Below are 16,146 nucleotides of genomic sequence, written 5' to 3'. Positions count from 1 at the left end.
GTCAGGACGGGTCGAATCGGGTGCGGTGGGCGATCACGTCACGCGCCGCGTCCAGGGCCGTGCGCCCGTGCGCGAAGGCGTCCGCCCGCAGCCGCGCCAGCGCGTCGTTCGCGCCCACGCCGAGCTGCGCCATGATCATGCCGACGGCCTGGTAGACCTCGTCGTGTTCGGCGGCCAGGCCGCTCAGCCAGTCGTCCCGCGCGCCCCGCGTCTCCGGCTCGTCGCCGTGCGGCAGGGCCATCAGGGCCACGGTCATCACGCCGGCCACGATCCGGGCCACGTACAGCTGGCGGTCGGTGAGGGCACCGGGGCGGTCCCGGTACAGGTCGAGCGTGCCCACGCACGCCGGTCCGCTGCCCAGTGGGACCGCGTACACGGCCCGTACCCCGGCCTCCGTCGCCTGCTGGGCGAAGACCGGCCAGCGTCCGGCGTCGCGGCCGGTGGTCAGGTCGCAGGCGAGCACGGGCGCCCCGTCCGCCACCGCGCTCTGACAGGGGCCGTCGCCCAGCGTCGCCTGGATGTGCGACAGCCGCGCGGCCTGCGGACCGCTCGCGCTCAGCTGCACCGGCATGCCCTCGCTGCGCAGCGACACGCTCGCGCCGATCACCGGCAGCAGCTCCACCGCCACCTCGCACAGCCGCCCCGGGACCTCTCCGGGCTCGGCGCCCCGTACGCCTCTGGCGATCACGTCGGCGGCCCGGGCGCTGTCGTCGCCGGAGCCGCCTCGGGGGTCGTCCCTGGGCCGCACGACCACCGCCTCCTTCGATCACACGGCCGACCGCACAGTGCGTGAACCGTGCCCCGACTACCCGCTGCCGATGGGGCAAAACCCCCAGGCCGGGGTGTCACAGGGGAGGCTGCGCGGGCGCGGGCCCGAGGGTGGTGGTGCCGGGGGCCGTACGGTGCCCGAGGCCCGTCCGGTAGGCGTCCAGGGCCGCCTCCACCCGCCCGGTCCGCCGCAGCAGGTCCCCGAGCAGCCGGCACAGGTCGGCCAGGTCACCGGCGGCGCCCGCACGCTCCAGCAGGCTCAGGGCGCGGACGTAGTGCTCCTCGGCGTCCTCCGTGCGGCGGGCGTCCTCGGCGATGATGCCGAGCAGGCGGTGCGCGGCGGCGGAGTGGACGGCCCCGCGCTCGGGGGACAACTGCCCGAGGACGTCGTGCAGCAGGGCCGCCGCCTCCTCGGACCGGCCGCGCCGGTGCAGCACGTCGGCGAGTTCCACGGTGACCTGGCTGCTGTAGAGGGCGGCGCGTCTGGCCGACAGCATGCCGAGGGCCTGGCGCAGCTCCTCCTCGGCGCGCTCCAGCCGGCCGTCCTGGGCGTAGACGTAGCCGCGCATCCAGTGGCAGTTGGCGAGTTCGGTGCGGATCTGGAGGCTCCGGTACAGCTCGGTGGCCTTGGCCAGGGAGGCGTCGGCCTCGGCGAGACGGCCCTCGGCGACCAGGGTGCGGGCGACGGAACGGTGCATCCGGGCGACCAGGGCGGGATCCTCGGAGCGGGGGGCGAGGGCCAGGGCGAACTCGGCGGCCTGGGCGGCCCGGGCGTGGGCGCCCATGTCCATGTAGGGGCCGATGGCGCTGGCATAGAGCAGCAGGAGGGCGTCCGGGTCGTGCAGGCCGCCGCGGTTGAGTTCGTCGAGGGTGGTCTCCAGCAGGTAGACGGCGTAGCGGAGTTCACCGGCGAGGTAGTGCGCCACGGCCCGCCCGCGCAGGGCCGGGACCCGGGCGGGCAGCGGGGCGCCGGCCAGACACTCCTCGGCCCGCTCGAAGTACTGCCGGCCGGCCAGCAACTCGCCCGTCTCCAGGGCGCACTCGCCGAGCCCGAGCAGCGCGGCGGACTGCTCGGCGGCCAGGTGGTTCGCCTCGGCCTCGACGAGCAGCTCGGCGTAACTCCCGGCGGCCGCCTCGGCCTCTCCGTCGGCGAGGACGCGCCGGGCCTCGGTCAGCCGCAGCCGCAGTCCGGTGACGAGCCGGGCGGAGTGCCCGCCGGCGAGCTCGTCGAAGGCGACGCCGAGCCGCTGCGCGAGATGCCGCAGGGCGTCGTCCGAGGGGCGCACCCGGCCGGACTCCAGGGTGGAGATGTAGGCCGGTGTGTAGACGGGCTCCGCCAACTGCCGCTGTGTCAGCCCGCGTTCCACACGCAGCCGCTGCACCCGGCGGCCGATGGTCCCCGGGTCGTCCCGCTCCCCCACGCCAACTCCCCCTGCGCCTCTTGCCGTTCGACCTGTGCTGCCCCTAGGTTAAACGGAGTGTTAAGCCGCAGTGTCGAGCGTGCTTAACACGTCGCCGCTTAGTCGCCGCCCCAGTTGCGAGGTCGCCGTGCTCGAACGCACACGCACCGCCGAGCGGTACGCCAGAGGCCTGACCGCTGCGGTCGTCGCCGTCGCCACGCTCCTGCTGGCGGCGAACACGGGGTCGGCGAAGGCGGGGGAGAGTCGGCCCGAGCCGGCACCTCACAGCGACGTGAGCGGCACAGACGGCGCAGCCGGACGATGAGACGGTGAGGGGCGGGAATCAGCCAACGGAGTGATCAGGAACCCCCCTGACTCTTCACTCGTGCTTCACATGAGGCGCACTGTTCAGCTGCGGCACCATGCCGTGAACACGTCATTCCAGCAGGCTTGCGCCCACATGAAGCGTTCCGGCCATTCCTTCGGCCGACCGATCCGCACGTCGGCTCTTCAACTATGTTCTACGCCTGTTGCGATACACACACGGGACGGAACGACCAGTCCGTCCCATCAGGCGCCCGCCCGACCACCGGGAGCCTCACCGGGGGGAACATCGCTCATGCCTTGCCACTGTCTTTTGTGCACACCGATGTGACCCGTGGTGGTCCCTCGCCGGTGCACACGTGCCCGATTCCCGGCGAAGCGTCCGAAGATGACGCGTGCGGTCCTGAGCCAGCTCTCTTTCGAACAGGAGCACCTGACTATGCGCACATTGATACGTTTCACCGCCCCGGCGGCCGCCCTCGTCTCCGTTCTCGCCGTCACCCCGCAGGCCGTGGCCACCGACCACGCCCCCTCGGGCGGCATGCGTGTCCCCGGGACCAGTGTCGTGTTCTCCGAGAACGGAGCCCGTGACGCCCGGACGCGTGCGATCGCGGCGGAGAACCCTGCCGCCGTCCGCGCCACCGCGACACTGTGCGGATCCGGCTACGAACTCGAGCTCGCCGAGCAACTCCCGGACGCCCGCCGCTTCGGCACCCTGTTCACCTACACGAGATCCACGACCAGAGTGTCGGGGGCGTGCGCGGTGTTCGACAACAACCTCGGCACGGCGAAGCACATGAAGCTGAAGCTGTGCCCGAACAAGACCGGTGTGGCCTGCAAGGTGGACGAGGGAACCTACTCACAGTACGCGGGCCCGGTCAAAGGCGAGGGCAACCACGACGCCGGCTGGAACAACTGCTCCCGGGTGACCGCGATCCTGTGGTCGAGCGGCGTCGCGATCATCGACCGAGTCAGGTACGTAGCCCCCTGCGACTGACCGTTCCGGGCGTCTGCGTTCACCCATCGAGTCGCGGGCGCCAAGGGGTGTGACGCGACAGCGGGCGCGTCCACGGACGGCGCCCGCCTGTGCCCGGACGCCTCAGGGCCGGCAGAGATTGCCGCACCCGTCACAGCGGACGCCGGGTGCGCCCCTTTGGCGCGCCGTCGCCTTCACATCGGCGCTCGGCCCGCGCGTCGGCGCCCGGCGTGCGACCGGGCCCGGCGCGGCGCGCTGGCTCTTCATCGGCACCGCGCACGCCGGCCACGCGCGGCTCGGCACCTGAGCGCCTCACCGCACTCACACCCACAGCGTGCGTGTGCTCACCCGGCGGGACGTCTCGTGCCATGAGCCGGCGTCGTCCGCCTCCGCGCCCCAACCCGTCAAGCAGTCCAGGAGATCCGACATGGCCGACGAGAAGGTCCTCGAAGCGCAGAAGTGGGTCAACTCGACCTATGCGAGCGTGTCCGGCTACCAGAAGTGCCCAGAAGACGGAAAGGTCGGCTGGCCCACGATGTATTCCTTCATCATGGGGCTGCAGAAGGAACTGGGCATCAGCCCCGTCGTGGCGAACTTCGGCGACGGCACCGTTTCCAAACTCGCGGCGCTGGGCGAAATCGGAAGCGGCTGGGCAAAGAACAAGAACATCGTGAAGATCATCCGGTACGGATTGTTCTGCAAGGGCTATACCGGCGGGTACTCCGACACCGGCTTCTACGACCCGGACATCGAGCTTGCCGTCAAGAAGATGCAAAGCAACATGGGCCTCTCGCAGAGCGGCAGCCTCAAGGCGAAGGTGTTCAAGGCACTGCTCAACATGGATGCCTACGTCGTCACCGCCGGCGGGTCGGAGGAGGTCCGCTCCGTCCAGCAGTGGCTGAACGGCCGCTACTGGACGAAGAAGACGGTCGACATCGGCCCGACCGACGGCCACTACTCCCGCAATGTCCAGCAGAACCTGATGAAGGCCCTCCAGCTGGAAATCGGCATCGCCGAAGCGGACGCCACCGGCAACTTCGGGCCCGGAACGCAGGCCGGCATCAAGTCCAAGGCCGGCGTCTCGGAAGGCTCGTCCGGAATCTTCGTCCAGTTGTTCTCCGCCGCGTGTGTCTTCAACCAGCCGATCGTCACCGTGAACGGAAACGGCGACACCGTTCAGACGAAGACGGTGTTCAAGACATCGTTCGACAGCAATCTGACCGACTTCGTCACCACCTTCCAGCGGTTCTCCGAGATATCCGCCAATGGCCGCGGCGACTACGCGACATGGGCTCAACTCCTTGTATCGATGGGAGACCCGGACCGACCGGTCACCGCCTCCGACACCGCCTACACGATCACGGCGTCACGCGCCAAGAGAATGTACAGCGACGGATACCGCTATGTCGGCAGGTACCTCAACGAAGCATCCGCCGGCGGCGGTTCGAAGATGATTGAAGAAGGTGAAATCTCCAACATCTTCAATGGCGGACTTCGGATATTCCCGATCTTCCAGGACAACGGCAGATCCCTGGCCGAGTACTACTGGGGGAACGGGTACGCCCACGCGAAGAAGGCCCACGACCAGGCCGTGCACTTCGGTTTCAACCGAGGGACGATCATCTACTTCGCCGTCGACTACGACGCCACCGACGCCGATATGCCGGCCATCCTCGAGTACTTCCGAGGCGTCGCTGCCGGGCTCGGGAGCAAGGGGAAGCGGTACGTGCACGGCGTGTACGGCTCTCGGCACGTGTGCGCCGAGGTGACGAAGGAGACCTACGCCCGCTACTCGTTCGTGTCCGGCATGTCCTGGGGCTTCTCAGGCAATCTCGGCTATCCGCTGCCGCCGAACTGGTCCTTCAACCAGATCAAGGAGTACCAGGTCACCAACGGAACGGACACCTTCTGGCTGGACCGAGACGCGCACCGCATCGGTAGCGACCCCGGCCAGAGCAGCGTCAACAGACCGTCGTCCCCGGCGGACGAGTTCGTCAACTACATCAAGTCCCTCTACGACCTGGCCAAGGCGTACGGCAAGGGCAACCCGAACCAGCTCGTCATGGAATACCTCCGTAGCGACGCGTACGACGACAACCAGTGGCGGGCTCTGATCGGGAAGGTGGACGCCGGCTTCGTCTCCTATGTGAACAGCCGCAACCTCAGTATCTGGCCGGAGTTCAAGGATCCGTTCACCGGTCAGCACCTCGGGATCGAGCACCTCATGGCCACGGCCAACGGCCAGTTCGTCAAACCCAACCCGGCGGGTGACATCAGTCTCGGGGACGTCGCCGGCTGGGGCGGCGACCTGATGACCCTGTACGGCGAATGGCGGCGGGACCACGACACCTACGCCTCCGGCGCCACCTACATCAACGACAAGATGGGCAAGATCGGCGTCGCGTCCAGCTTCGGCTTCACCGACCTCGTCGAAGACGCCGACGGATACCTCATCGCCCAGGCCGTGCGTGGCGGTAAGACCATCGTCGACGCGGTCCGTGATCACTACCAGGGCAACGGCGGGCTCACCCGGTTCAGGGACTACCTGAAGCGACGGTTCGGCGGCACCATCAGCGAGGCAGCCGCTCAGGCGAAGAAGATCCTCACGGACGAGCCCCTCAGCGGGGACGGGGTCATCCTGGTGGGTGGCCGCGCGAGCCTGATCCAGAAGTTCGGCGGCATACCCACCCTGATGCCGCACCACCTTCCTTCCGACCAGCTCAACGCGTGGTGCAACGCGTTCGGCAACAACCTCGCCCAGCACGCCTCCACGGAAACGCTCCGGCGAGCGCAGTACCAGGCGAACCAGCGGCGTCTCCTCGGAGCGAAGTAGCGTCAGCACGCATGACACTCTTCGCGCTCTTCGGCCCGCCCGCGATCACGCTCGGCCTCTTCGTCCTCGGAGTGTTTCCCTACGCGCTGTGGGTGACCAGGAAGAAGCCCTCGCGGACGGCCCGTCTGGCCGCGGTCGGGAGCGCGGCGGCTCTCGCCGCCTACGGTGCCGGAACCTTCTACGGTCTCGCCTATACGAACCCACTCGACCTCTGTGCGACGAAGACCGCCAGTGGCGATTACGTGGACTCCGGGCGGGACTACAGCCTGACGTCGGCGACCGTCCACCATTTCCCCCCATCCGTCACCTGCCACTGGAGCAGCGGATACAGCACCAACGACGTGTCGTTCTGGGTCACACCGCTGCTTTTCGCGGGGCTGGCCTGCGCCACCGTCTGTTTCACCCTGATACTCATCAACCGCTCTCAGCGCAGAAGGGCCCCCCATGACAACGAGCTTGACGCGTAGACGGGTTCTCGGCCTCGGGGCCGGAGCGGCGATGGCCGTCGCGGCCGCCGGCCCGGCACAGGCCGCCCCTACCGCCGTCGACCGTGCCTGGACCGAGCGCGAGTCGGCAAACGGCTGGCCCCTCCTCGACCGCGCGGGGAAGTACCGGGTCGAGGGCACCAACGTCGACGTCTTCCTGGCGGGGGGAGACGTCGCGACGGTTCTTCTCCACGTCGCCCGCCGGTTCGCCTACGAAGTCGACATGCTGTTGCCCGGTGACCTCCAGGGGCACACGACGGAGCGTGAGATCGGCGCGGCCTTCGAGTCGAACCACCTGTCGGGCACGGCCGTCGCGATCCGGCCCCTGCACTACCCGATGGGAGCCGATGTCAAGAACACCGGCATGAGCGAGGCCGAGCAGATCGTCGTCACGGACATCCTTGCGGACTGTGAGGGCGTCATTGCCTGGGGCGGGCATCTGCGGCCGGTGAAGCAGTCCCACTTCCAGCTCGCCGTCGGGCCCGAGGATCCCCGGCTCCGAAAGCTCGCCGACCGCATCCGGGGATGGAACAGCGCACCGGGCAGGGGCGCGGGGACGATCGACGCCTTCGCGCCGGCGAGGCGCCGCCGGGCGGCCCGATTCACGTAGGCCGCGTGAACGCCGCCCCGTCCGGGACGCGTGTTCCGGTTCCGGCGGGCGTCTGCAACTGCCGCAGCTGGCGCTGCACATGGTCCAGCGCCCCTTCGCGCCGCCCGGGCACCCGCCCGCGCAACGCGGCCAGCGCGCCGCCCAGTTCACGGGCGGGCGCGGGGTCGTGGACCTGGCCCCACTGGTGGTGGGCCCGGTCCACGGCGGCCTCGACGGCGGGGGCGTCGGGGGCCTGCCCGGCGTTCAGACGGGCGGTGGCGATCATCAGCCAGGTGCGGCAGCTGCGGGCGGCGTCCCCGGCGAACATCGCCAGGTCGGCCCGTACCTCGGCCCAGTGCAGGGCCTCTTCGGACGCGGGCCCGTGCGCGGCGACGGCGGCCTGCTCGTGCCGGGCGGCGAGCGCGTCGGCGTCCGCGTGCCGGCCGGAGCGGACGGCGGCGGAGATGGCGGCGTGCGGATCCCCGCCGGTCGGACCGGGCGTGCTCAGCACCAGGTCCGTGCCCGCGCTCTCGGGCGCGATCCGGGTCAGCGCCTGCTGGTGCAACTGCTCGACGGGCGGCCGGAATCCACTGCGCAGGATCGTCGCGACGGCCTTCATGTACGCCGGTGCCGCGACCGTGCGCCGGGACGGCGGGGGCGCGATGCGACCGTGCACGGCGTTGCCGCGCCCCGAGTCCAGCGGGGTGCTCCGCAGCAGCTCCCAGGTCTCGGCGTCGGCGTGCAGGTCGAGCAGGAGGGTGGTGGCTCCGGCCGGTCTGAGCCGCAGCTCCTCACGGAACCAGTGCCAGGGGAACGCCGTGTAGCGGACGGTGGAGGCGGTGGTGCGGGCGAGCGCGAGGTGGGGCAGGCGCTGCCGGCGGTCGAGCTGGAGCTGCCCGGTGACGTAGACGGTGAGGGGCCCGGGGGCCGCGGCGGCGGCGCGCAGCCGGGTCAGGACGGCCTGCGGCTCCAGCGGGTCGGCGAGTTCGACGACGTTCGCGGTGTCGGCGCCGGACAGTACCGCGGGCGGTACGGCGGCCAGGACGGGGAGCACCGAGGCGGCGTCCACCAGGCGCCCCCTGCCCACCGGCGAGGCCGCCAGCAGCAGCACGGTTCCGGGCATGGCCCCACCCCCTGTGTCGATCACGTACGTCAGCACCGTAACCGCTGCGGCTGCGAAGGTGGGTCTCAGGACCGCAAACGTCCGCCTTCGGGGGCTTCGCGGCCGGGCCGCCCGCGGACGGCGAACACCGTGGTGTCGTCGCCCAGCCGCCCGCCGCAGTGCGCCAGCGTGCCGTCCCGTACGAAGGCGGCGAGGCGGGCCGGTTCGGCGGTGCCGGGGTCCTCGGCGACAGCCCGGGCCACCTCGTGGGCGAGCGGGTAGAACGCGCCGGTGCCGTCCCGGGCCTCGGTGACGCCGTCCGTGACCAGCAGCAGCGTCTCGTCGGCACCGACCCGCCACCGCCGGGCGCGGGGCGGGCCGGGCGCGAGGTCCTGGCAGCCGAGTGGCAGCCCGGGCCCGGCCGACAGGGTGCGCACCCCGCCCGGCCCGACGGCGAGCGGCGGCTCGTGCCCGAACAGCAGGACGTCCACCGCCTCCCGGTCGTCGTCGGGGAAGGCGAGCAGCACGGCGGTGGCGAACCGGTCGCCGTCGGAGCGGCCCAGGGCGACGGTGTGCTCGCGGTGCCGGACCATCCGCGTCTCCAGCCGCTCGGCGACGGTCACCAGTTCGCTCTCGTGATACGCGGCCTCCCGGAACGTGCCGAGCAGCGCGGCGGCCGCCTCCACCGCCCCCAGGCCCTTGCCCTGCACGTCGCCGACCAGCACCCGGGTGCCGTGCGGGCCGGGCTGGATGTCGTAGAAGTCGCCGCCGACGCGGGCGTGGGTGTCGGCGGTGAGGTACACACCGGCGTGGTCGAGGCCGCCCCAGCCGGGCGGCAAGGGGCGCAGCACGGTGCGGCGGACGGTTTCGGTGACGTCGCTCATGTGCAGCGCGCGGTTCTCGTCGCGCACGCGGATCGCGCAGGCCAGGGTGGCGAGGATGCCGCCGAGGGCGACCAGGACGAAGTCGGCGCGGCCCGACCGGTACTCGTGCGGCCAGCTGCTGTCGGCGACGACGTAGGTCACCAGGGAGAGGACGGCGAAGAGGGCCGTGCCCCACACCCCGCAGATCGAGGCGGCGATGGCCGGCACCAGCACGATCCAGGAGATCATGCGGAACTCACCGATGGTGTGGTAGTCCGCCACGGCGATGGCGAGGAGCAGCAGCAGCGGCGGTGCCCAGGCCACGCGGCGGCCCCGCACCCGCAGCAGTTCCTGGCGCCGCACGACGTCGCGGCGTCCGGCCCGCGCGGGCCGGACGAGCGGGCCGTGCCCCTCGCGGTGGCGGCTCACGGCCCCAGCGAAACACGGGCCCGCGGTGGCCGCATCCCGTTCCCCCGTGCCGCCGACTTGCCAGGGTCTGCCCGCAGGTGTGCCCTGGTTGCTGGGGGCAGGGACAGAGAGGAGAGCTGTCATGGCTCATGCGGCACCCGCCTCACGCAGGATGATCACCCCTCGTCGCAGGCCCGACGTCTTCGGGCCGCGCGTCCATGCCGCCGTGAAGATCGGCCTGCCCCTGGTGCTCGGGCTCACCTACGGCTACTGGGCCGCGGCCGTCCGGCGCGACGCCGGGCCCATCACCGGCTGGAACCTGGCGTTCGGCTTCGTCACGGCGCTCGTCTTCGCCGCGGTCTTCGCGGCCGTGTGCGCGCTGGCGCCCCTGCTGCCCCGCGAACTGCACGCGGTGTGCTGGTTCGTCTTCGCGGGCGCCGCGACCGGCTTCCTGTACAGCCAGTCCCGCGCGTCGATCATCAGCTCCAGCGGCCTGGGCCTCGCCGTGGGCGCGGCCGTCCTGGTGATGGTCTTCTACCGCTACTACACCCACGAGGACGCGGCGGGCCGCCGAATCGGCTGAGGTCAGCGGCCCCCCGCCCCCCAGGGGAGGCCGGTACACCCGGCCGAGCGCCCCGGCACCGCCCCCGCCCAAACCCCCAGAGAAACCGCCGAGCCCCCGCACGAACGGCCCCGGGGCCCGCCCAAGGGAACCAGCGCGCAAGCAGCCGGAGGCACCGGCACGCAAAGCCCCGGGGACCTGCGCGCAGAAGCCCGGGGGGATCGGCGCGGGGACACCCGGACGCACCGGCACGGGCCCGCCCGAAGAACCGGCACGCAGACACCCGGACATACCGGCACGGGGCCCGCCCAAGGGGACCGGCGACCGGCGCGGGGTGTGCCCGAGGGCACCCGCGCGCAGACCGCCGAACAGACCGACGCGGAGCCCACCCGAGAAGCCGGCACGCAGACACCCGGACAGACCGGCACGGGGCTCGCCCAAGGGGACCGGCGACCGGCGCGGGGTGTGCCCGAGGGCACCGGCGCCCAGACCGCCGAACAGACCGACGCGGAGCCCACCCGAAGGACCCGCGCGCAGACACCGGACAGACCGGCACGGGGCCCGCCCGGGGGGACCGGCGACCGGCGCGGGGCGTGACCGAGGGCGCCCGCGCGCAGACCGGCGGAGGGACCGGGGCGGGGGCTGCAGGGACCGGGGTCCGGAACCCCCGGAGGGGTCTGGTACCCGTTCGGGGGACCCGGGTCGCGTCGGCCCGTACGCGGGTTCGCGCAGGTGGAGGGCGTGCGGCGCGAGCGACAGGTCGGTCGAGGGGGCGCGGCGCGGTCGCGGGGGCGGGGGCGGGGTCGTTGCCTGGGAGGGTGTCCGAGTCCGACCGGGCGCCCCGTCGTGAGAAGGCGCCTCCACGAGCGCGGAACGTGCTGGCGGCCGTTCTGCTCACCCTCGCGTGCCTGCTCGTGCCGTTCGCGGCGCTCGCCTCCTGGGCTGCCCACGGGCTCACCGACACCGCCCGCTACGTGCGGACGATGGCGCCGCTGGCCGAGGACCCGGACGTGCGGCGCGTGGTCGCGGAGGCCATGGGCGAGGGCGTGCTGCGGGAGGCCGGGCGGCGCGAGGTCGGCACCGGCCCGCTGCGCGGCGCGGTCGGGCCCTTCGTGCACGACGCGGCCCGTTCCTTCACCCGCACCGAGGCGTACCGCGCGGCCTGGGACGCGGCGAACCGGGCCGTGCACGACGCGGTGCTGCGCGCCCTGCGCGACGACGGCGCCCGCGGAGCCCCGGTCACCGTGGACGCCGCCCCGGTGATCGCCCGGGTCAAACAGCAATTCTCCGACGACCACGTGCCGTTCGCCCACCGCATCCCGGTCACGCACACGCGGATCCCGGTGCTCCCGGCCGAGGACGTGGACCGACTGCGCAAGGGGTACCAGGTGCTGGACACCGCCGCCTTCTGGCTGCCGCTGGCCGCGGCCGTCCTCGCGGTCGCCGCGATCGCCGTCGCCGCGTGCCGCCGCCGTGCGGTCACCGCGCTCGGCTTGGGCACGGCCCTGGGCGGCGCGCTGCTGGTCCTCGCCGTGGCGATCGGCCGCCGCCTCACGCTCGCCGACCTGCCCGACGCCCTGCACCGACCGGCCGCGGGCGCCGTCTACGACGCCCTCACCGCCACCCTGCGCACGGTGTCCTGGCTGTTGTGCCTGCTGGGCCTCGCCGTGGCGGCGGGCGCCTGGGTCACGGGCCGCTACGGTCCCCGGATCGCCGCGCGGCGACGTGCGCGAGGGTCCGCAGCGCCCGTCGCAGAGCCGGTTCCGGAGCCGACGCGAGCCCGAGCCTGACGGCGTCGGGCGTGTGCCCGGGGGCGACGGCGAAGGCGGGGCCGGGGGTGACGGCGATGCCGTGGGCCGCGGCGGCGGCCGTGAAGGTGTCCGCGCGCCACGGCGCGGGCAGCTCCCACCAGGCGAAGTAGGCCCCCGGGTCGGACCGCACGGTGAAGCCCGCCAGTTCCTCGGCGAGGATCCGCTGCCGCCGTGCCGCGTCCGCCCGCTTGGCGGCCACCAGCCGCGCCACCGTCCCCTCCCCGGCCCACCGCACGGCCGCCTCCAGCGCGAACCGCCCCGCGCTCCAGCCGCCCGACCGCACGGCCCGGGCCACGGCGTCGACCCGGTGCGGCGGCACCACCAGGAACCCGGCGGTGAGCCCCGGGGCGACCCGTTTGGAGAGCCCGTCGACGACATGGGTCAGGGCGGGGGCGTGCGCGGCGAGCGGATCGCCGTTCTCCCGGAGGAAGGACCAGATGCGGTCCTCCACCACCGGCAGGTTCAGGTCGTGGACCAGCTGGGCGAGTTGCAGCAGCCGCGGCCGGGTCGTCGTCAGGGACGTCGGGTTGTGCAGCGTCGGCTGGACGTACAGGGCCGACAGGGGAGCCGAGCGGTGCGCTGCCACCACGGCCTCCGGGAGCAGCCCGGACGCGTCCTGCGCCAGCGGCACCAGGGTGATGCCGAGCCGCGCCGCGATCTCCCTGACCAGCGGGTACGTCAGCTGCTCCACCCCCACCCGGCCGCCCGGCCGGACCAGCGAGGCGAGGACGGCGGCGATGGCCTGCCGGGCGTTGCCGGTGAACAGCAGCCGCTCCGGGGCGGGGCGCCAGCCGGGGGTGGCGAGCAGCGTGGCCGCGGCCTCCCGGGCGGCCTCGGTGCCGGTCGCGGCGGCCGGTAACAGCGCCTCGGCCAGCACGTCGGGCCGCAGCAGCGGCGCGAGGGCGGGCGCGAGCAGCTCGGGCTGGCCCGGCGCGGCCGGGTAGTTGAGCTCCAGGTCGACGGGTGCGGCGGCCGGGCCGGGCTCGACGAGCGCCCGCCCCACGGGGCCGTCCGGCGCGGCCCGTACGAAGGTGCCGCGCCCGACCTCCCCGACGACCAGCCCGCGCCGTACGAGTTCGCCGTACACCCGCCCGGCCGTCGACGGGGCGATACCGCGCCGCCGTGCGAACGCCCGCTGCGGTGGCAGCCGTTGCCCCGGTCGCAGTCGCCCGGTGGCGATGTCGTCGGCGATGCGGTCGGCGATGCGCCGGTAGTCACTCATCGGCCGGTCTCCCCCTTGGGCCACTGGATTGCACCGAGAGCAAAGATCTTATTGCACCGAGTAGTTGAGCTGCCTAGGCTCGGTCTCATGGCACCCTTCCTCGCATACGAGGACAAAGGCCCCGATACGCGTCGGGTCCCTCTGGTCCTCGTCCACGGCCACCCCTTCGACCGCACGATGTGGGCCCCGCAGCTCGGGCGGTTCCCGGGTACCCGCCGGGTCGTCGCACCCGACCTGCGCGGCTACGGCGCCTCCCCGACGACCCCGCCCGTCACGGACTTCTCGGACTTCGCCCGGGACATCGAGGCCCTGCTGGACGAGCTGGAGGTGCAGTCGTTCGTCCTGGCGGGCCTGTCGATGGGCGGGCAGATCGTCATGGACTGCTACCGCCTCTTCCCCGAGCGCGTCCGCGGCCTGGTCCTCGCCGACACCTTCCCCGCGGCGGAGACCCCCGAGGGCGTGCGCACCCGCGACGCCATGGCGGACCGCCTCCTCACCGAGGGCATGCGCGGCTACGCCGACGAGGTCCTGGAGCGGATGGTCGCCCCGCACGCCTCCGCCGAGGTCAAGGCGCACGTCCACGGCATGATGACCGCCACCGCCCCCGAGGGCGCCGCCGCTGCCCTGCGCGCCCGGGCCCGCCGCCCCGACTACACCGCCCTGCTGCCGCGCGTCCACGTCCCGGCCCTGGTCGTCGTGGGGGCCGACGACACCTTCACGCCCGTCTCCGACGCCCTGGCCCTGCACGCGGCCCTCCCGGACGCGGAGCTGCACATCGTCGACGGCGCGGCCCACATGCCCAACCTGGAGCGCCCGGAGGTGTTCGATCAGGCGCTTCAGGAGTTCCTGGCCCGGGTCGACGCCCGGCAACCATCCTCCGCCCCACCCCGTCTTTGAGGGAGGATTCGCCCTTGAGGGAGGATTCGGGCATCCCACCCCGCGAACGGAAGGCCGGGCCTTGGACACCGCCGCTGCCGAGTGGACCGCCAGGGACGACGGGCGCGAGCACCGCCCGCCCGGACGGCGGTTCGGCGCCTGGTGTGCCGGCCTGCTGTTCACCGGGGTGAGCGTGGTCGTGGGCTGCCGGGTGGCCGACAGCGACGGCGTCACCCCCGTCCCCCAGCTCCTCGCCTTCCTGCCCTGGCTGCTCGTCCCCACCGCCGCCGGGCTGTTGTTCACCCTGCTGTCCCGCTGGTGGCTCGGCACGGTGTGGGGCGTGCTCCTGCTCGGCCTGCTGGCCTGGTTCATCGAGCCGTACGGCACGGTCGACGACCCCTCGGGCCGCCCGGTCGCCGAGTTGCGCGTGCTGACCTCCAACGTCGAGTTCGGCCAGGGCACCGCCTCCCTGATCACCGCCGTCCGCCGCGAGGAACCGGACGTGGTCTTCGTGGAGGAGTGCGACTTCGCTTGCGACACGCTGCTTCGGCGGGACCTCTCCCAGGACTTTCCGCACCGCCGGGCCGTGGCGGGCGGCGGCTCCGAGGGCTCCGTCATCCTCAGCCGCTTCCCGCTCCGGCCGACCGGGGGCGTATCCGGCACGATGGGCATGCCCGGGGCGGTCGCCGACGTCGACGGGCACGCCGTACGGCTGCAACTCGCCCACCCCATGCCCCCGCTGCCGGGCCAGGTGGATCTCTGGCGCCGGGAGCTCGGCGCCCTGCGGGACGCCGCCGCGTCCGACCCGGGCACCCCCCTGGTGCTGGCCGGGGACTTCAACGCCTCCCAGGACCACGCCGCCTTCCGCCGCATCCTCGACACCGGCCTGCGCGACGCCTCCCGCCTGGACGGCGCCGACCGCACGGCCACCTGGCCGGCCCGGACGGCACCCACCCTCGGCGCGCAGATCGACCACGTGCTGGTCTCCGAGGACTTCGGGGCGAGCCGTACTCGCATCCTGGACCTGGCCGACACCGACCACCGCGCGGTCGTCACGGACCTCACGCTGCACGAGCGCCGCTGACCGGGGCGAGCGGTTACGCGCACGGATACGGCCGCCCCGCGCAGCAGCGGGACGGCCGTATCCGTGTGGGGGTCTCAGCGGATCTCAGCGAGCCTGAGCGGGTCTCAGCGGGCCGACTTCTCCAGGGCCTTGTCCATCGCCGCCGCCAGGCCGTTGGCCCACAGGCGGTTGACACGGGACCGCTCGGTCGAGTTCGGGATCGCGTTGGTGCAGGACGGGCCGGGTCCGCCGCCGGACATCAGCTCACTGCACGGGCCCGAGTAGTGGTCGGGAAGGCCGAGGACGTGACCCGTCTCGTGGGCGGTGACCCGCGTGGAGTCGTACTGCTGGTTCTGCCGGTAGTCCAGGAAGATGTAGCCGTTGCCGTGGCCGTCGGTGGAGGCGTACGAGCCGCGGGAGTCGTTGCCCTCCCGGTAGCTGAAGTCGGCCGACGACGCGGAGCCCGACTGGAGCCGCACGTTCGACACCGAGCTGTTCCAGATCTGGGTGCTGCGCGATATCTGGGCGCTGAAGGTGGGCGCGCGGGAGGCGTCGTAGACGACGGTGACGGCCGCGGTCGCGCTCGGGTTCTCGGCGCGCTTCTCGGCGACGGACTTCAGGACCGCCTGGAAGAACGCTCTGCTCGCGTCGGACTCGGCCGACCGGGCGGACGCGGACGACTCGGCGACGAACCCGGAGTGGGGCTGCGCGGCCGGGGACGCCGCGGCGGGGGCAGCCGTTCCGAGTCCGGCCATCGTGAGGCCGAGGCCGAGAACCGCCAGGGACGAAAGGGACTTTCGCATCGAGGACTCCTTGGGTGGGGTTGAGTCTCACCGGTGAGTCTCGATGCCTGTGCGGCGCCTG

The 16,146-nt window shown here is 72.7% G+C and carries 14 protein-coding genes; 8 read left to right on the top strand and 6 right to left on the bottom strand.

What is annotated here, in order from left to right:
* Position 1: 1 nt before the first annotated feature.
* Entirely contained in the window at positions 2-754 is a 753-nt protein-coding gene (locus ACFZDE_RS19405; protein WP_391200980.1) for a GAF domain-containing protein, read from the bottom strand.
* Between the two features lie 91 nt (positions 755-845).
* Positions 846-2,189, bottom strand: a complete 1,344-nt coding sequence (locus ACFZDE_RS19400) for a tetratricopeptide repeat protein (RefSeq protein WP_390998812.1) — start codon at positions 2,187-2,189, stop codon at positions 846-848.
* Positions 2,190-2,931: 742 nt separating this feature from the next.
* On the opposite strand from ACFZDE_RS19400, the gene ACFZDE_RS19395 reads away from it, so the two are divergent.
* The 4 genes from ACFZDE_RS19395 (at position 2,932) to ACFZDE_RS19380 (ending at position 7,396) form a co-directional block, all read left to right on the top strand.
* Positions 2,932-3,489, top strand: a complete 558-nt coding sequence (locus tag ACFZDE_RS19395) for a hypothetical protein (protein WP_390998810.1) — start codon at positions 2,932-2,934, stop codon at positions 3,487-3,489.
* Positions 3,490-3,895: 406 nt separating this feature from the next.
* Positions 3,896-6,301: a glycoside hydrolase domain-containing protein gene (locus ACFZDE_RS19390; RefSeq protein ID WP_391200977.1), complete on the top strand. Its 2,406-nt coding sequence runs from the start codon at positions 3,896-3,898 to the stop codon at positions 6,299-6,301.
* A gap of 11 nt (positions 6,302-6,312) precedes the next feature.
* Positions 6,313-6,768: a hypothetical protein gene (locus tag ACFZDE_RS19385; RefSeq protein ID WP_390998805.1), complete on the top strand. Its 456-nt coding sequence runs from the start codon at positions 6,313-6,315 to the stop codon at positions 6,766-6,768.
* Positions 6,746-7,396, top strand: a complete 651-nt coding sequence (locus tag ACFZDE_RS19380) for a hypothetical protein (RefSeq protein ID WP_391200975.1) — start codon at positions 6,746-6,748, stop codon at positions 7,394-7,396. The genes ACFZDE_RS19385 and ACFZDE_RS19380 overlap by 23 nt, the downstream gene beginning before the upstream one ends.
* On the opposite strand, the gene ACFZDE_RS19375 is transcribed toward ACFZDE_RS19380, so the two are convergent.
* Both ACFZDE_RS19375 and ACFZDE_RS19370 read right to left on the bottom strand, forming a co-directional pair.
* Positions 7,389-8,498, bottom strand: coding sequence for a hypothetical protein (locus ACFZDE_RS19375; protein ID WP_391200973.1), 1,110 nt, complete (start codon positions 8,496-8,498; stop codon positions 7,389-7,391). The two genes, ACFZDE_RS19380 and ACFZDE_RS19375, sit on opposite strands and share 8 nt — an antisense overlap.
* Positions 8,499-8,563: 65 nt before the next feature.
* Positions 8,564-9,769, bottom strand: coding sequence for a SpoIIE family protein phosphatase (locus ACFZDE_RS19370; RefSeq protein WP_391200971.1), 1,206 nt, complete (start codon positions 9,767-9,769; stop codon positions 8,564-8,566).
* A gap of 121 nt (positions 9,770-9,890) precedes the next feature.
* Here ACFZDE_RS19370 and ACFZDE_RS19365 point away from each other — a divergent pair, with 121 nt between their 5' ends.
* The gene (locus ACFZDE_RS19365; protein ID WP_390998793.1) at positions 9,891-10,331 is read left to right on the top strand and encodes a hypothetical protein; all 441 of its coding nucleotides are present in this window, start codon (positions 9,891-9,893) and stop codon (positions 10,329-10,331) included.
* A gap of 797 nt (positions 10,332-11,128) precedes the next feature.
* Complete coding sequence (locus ACFZDE_RS19360; protein ID WP_390998791.1) at positions 11,129-12,100, top strand: hypothetical protein; 972 nt, start codon at positions 11,129-11,131, stop codon at positions 12,098-12,100.
* On the opposite strand, the gene ACFZDE_RS19355 is transcribed toward ACFZDE_RS19360, so the two are convergent.
* Positions 11,997-13,343, bottom strand: a complete 1,347-nt coding sequence (locus ACFZDE_RS19355) for an aminotransferase class I/II-fold pyridoxal phosphate-dependent enzyme (RefSeq protein ID WP_391200969.1) — start codon at positions 13,341-13,343, stop codon at positions 11,997-11,999. The two genes, ACFZDE_RS19360 and ACFZDE_RS19355, sit on opposite strands and share 104 nt — an antisense overlap.
* Positions 13,344-13,430: 87 nt before the next feature.
* Between ACFZDE_RS19355 and ACFZDE_RS19350 the strand changes: the two genes are divergently transcribed.
* Together ACFZDE_RS19350 and ACFZDE_RS19345 are read left to right on the top strand one after the other, a co-directional pair.
* Positions 13,431-14,240: an alpha/beta fold hydrolase gene (locus ACFZDE_RS19350; RefSeq protein WP_391200967.1), complete on the top strand. Its 810-nt coding sequence runs from the start codon at positions 13,431-13,433 to the stop codon at positions 14,238-14,240.
* Between the two features lie 61 nt (positions 14,241-14,301).
* Positions 14,302-15,303 (top strand): endonuclease/exonuclease/phosphatase family protein, encoded by a 1,002-nt coding sequence (locus ACFZDE_RS19345; protein WP_391200965.1) that lies wholly within the window; start codon positions 14,302-14,304, stop codon positions 15,301-15,303.
* A 104-nt stretch (positions 15,304-15,407) separates the two neighbouring features.
* Here the strand turns inward: ACFZDE_RS19345 and snpA are convergent, their stop codons facing one another.
* Positions 15,408-16,085, bottom strand: coding sequence for a snapalysin (gene snpA / locus ACFZDE_RS19340; protein WP_390998779.1), 678 nt, complete (start codon positions 16,083-16,085; stop codon positions 15,408-15,410).
* Between the last annotated feature and the right edge of the window lie 61 nt (positions 16,086-16,146).

The organism is Streptomyces sp. NPDC007929, assembly GCF_042959065.1.
Classification (GTDB): domain Bacteria; phylum Actinomycetota; class Actinomycetes; order Streptomycetales; family Streptomycetaceae; genus Streptomyces.
Note: the sequence above shows the minus strand (reverse complement) of the source record. Positions and strands in the feature narration are given on the sequence as shown.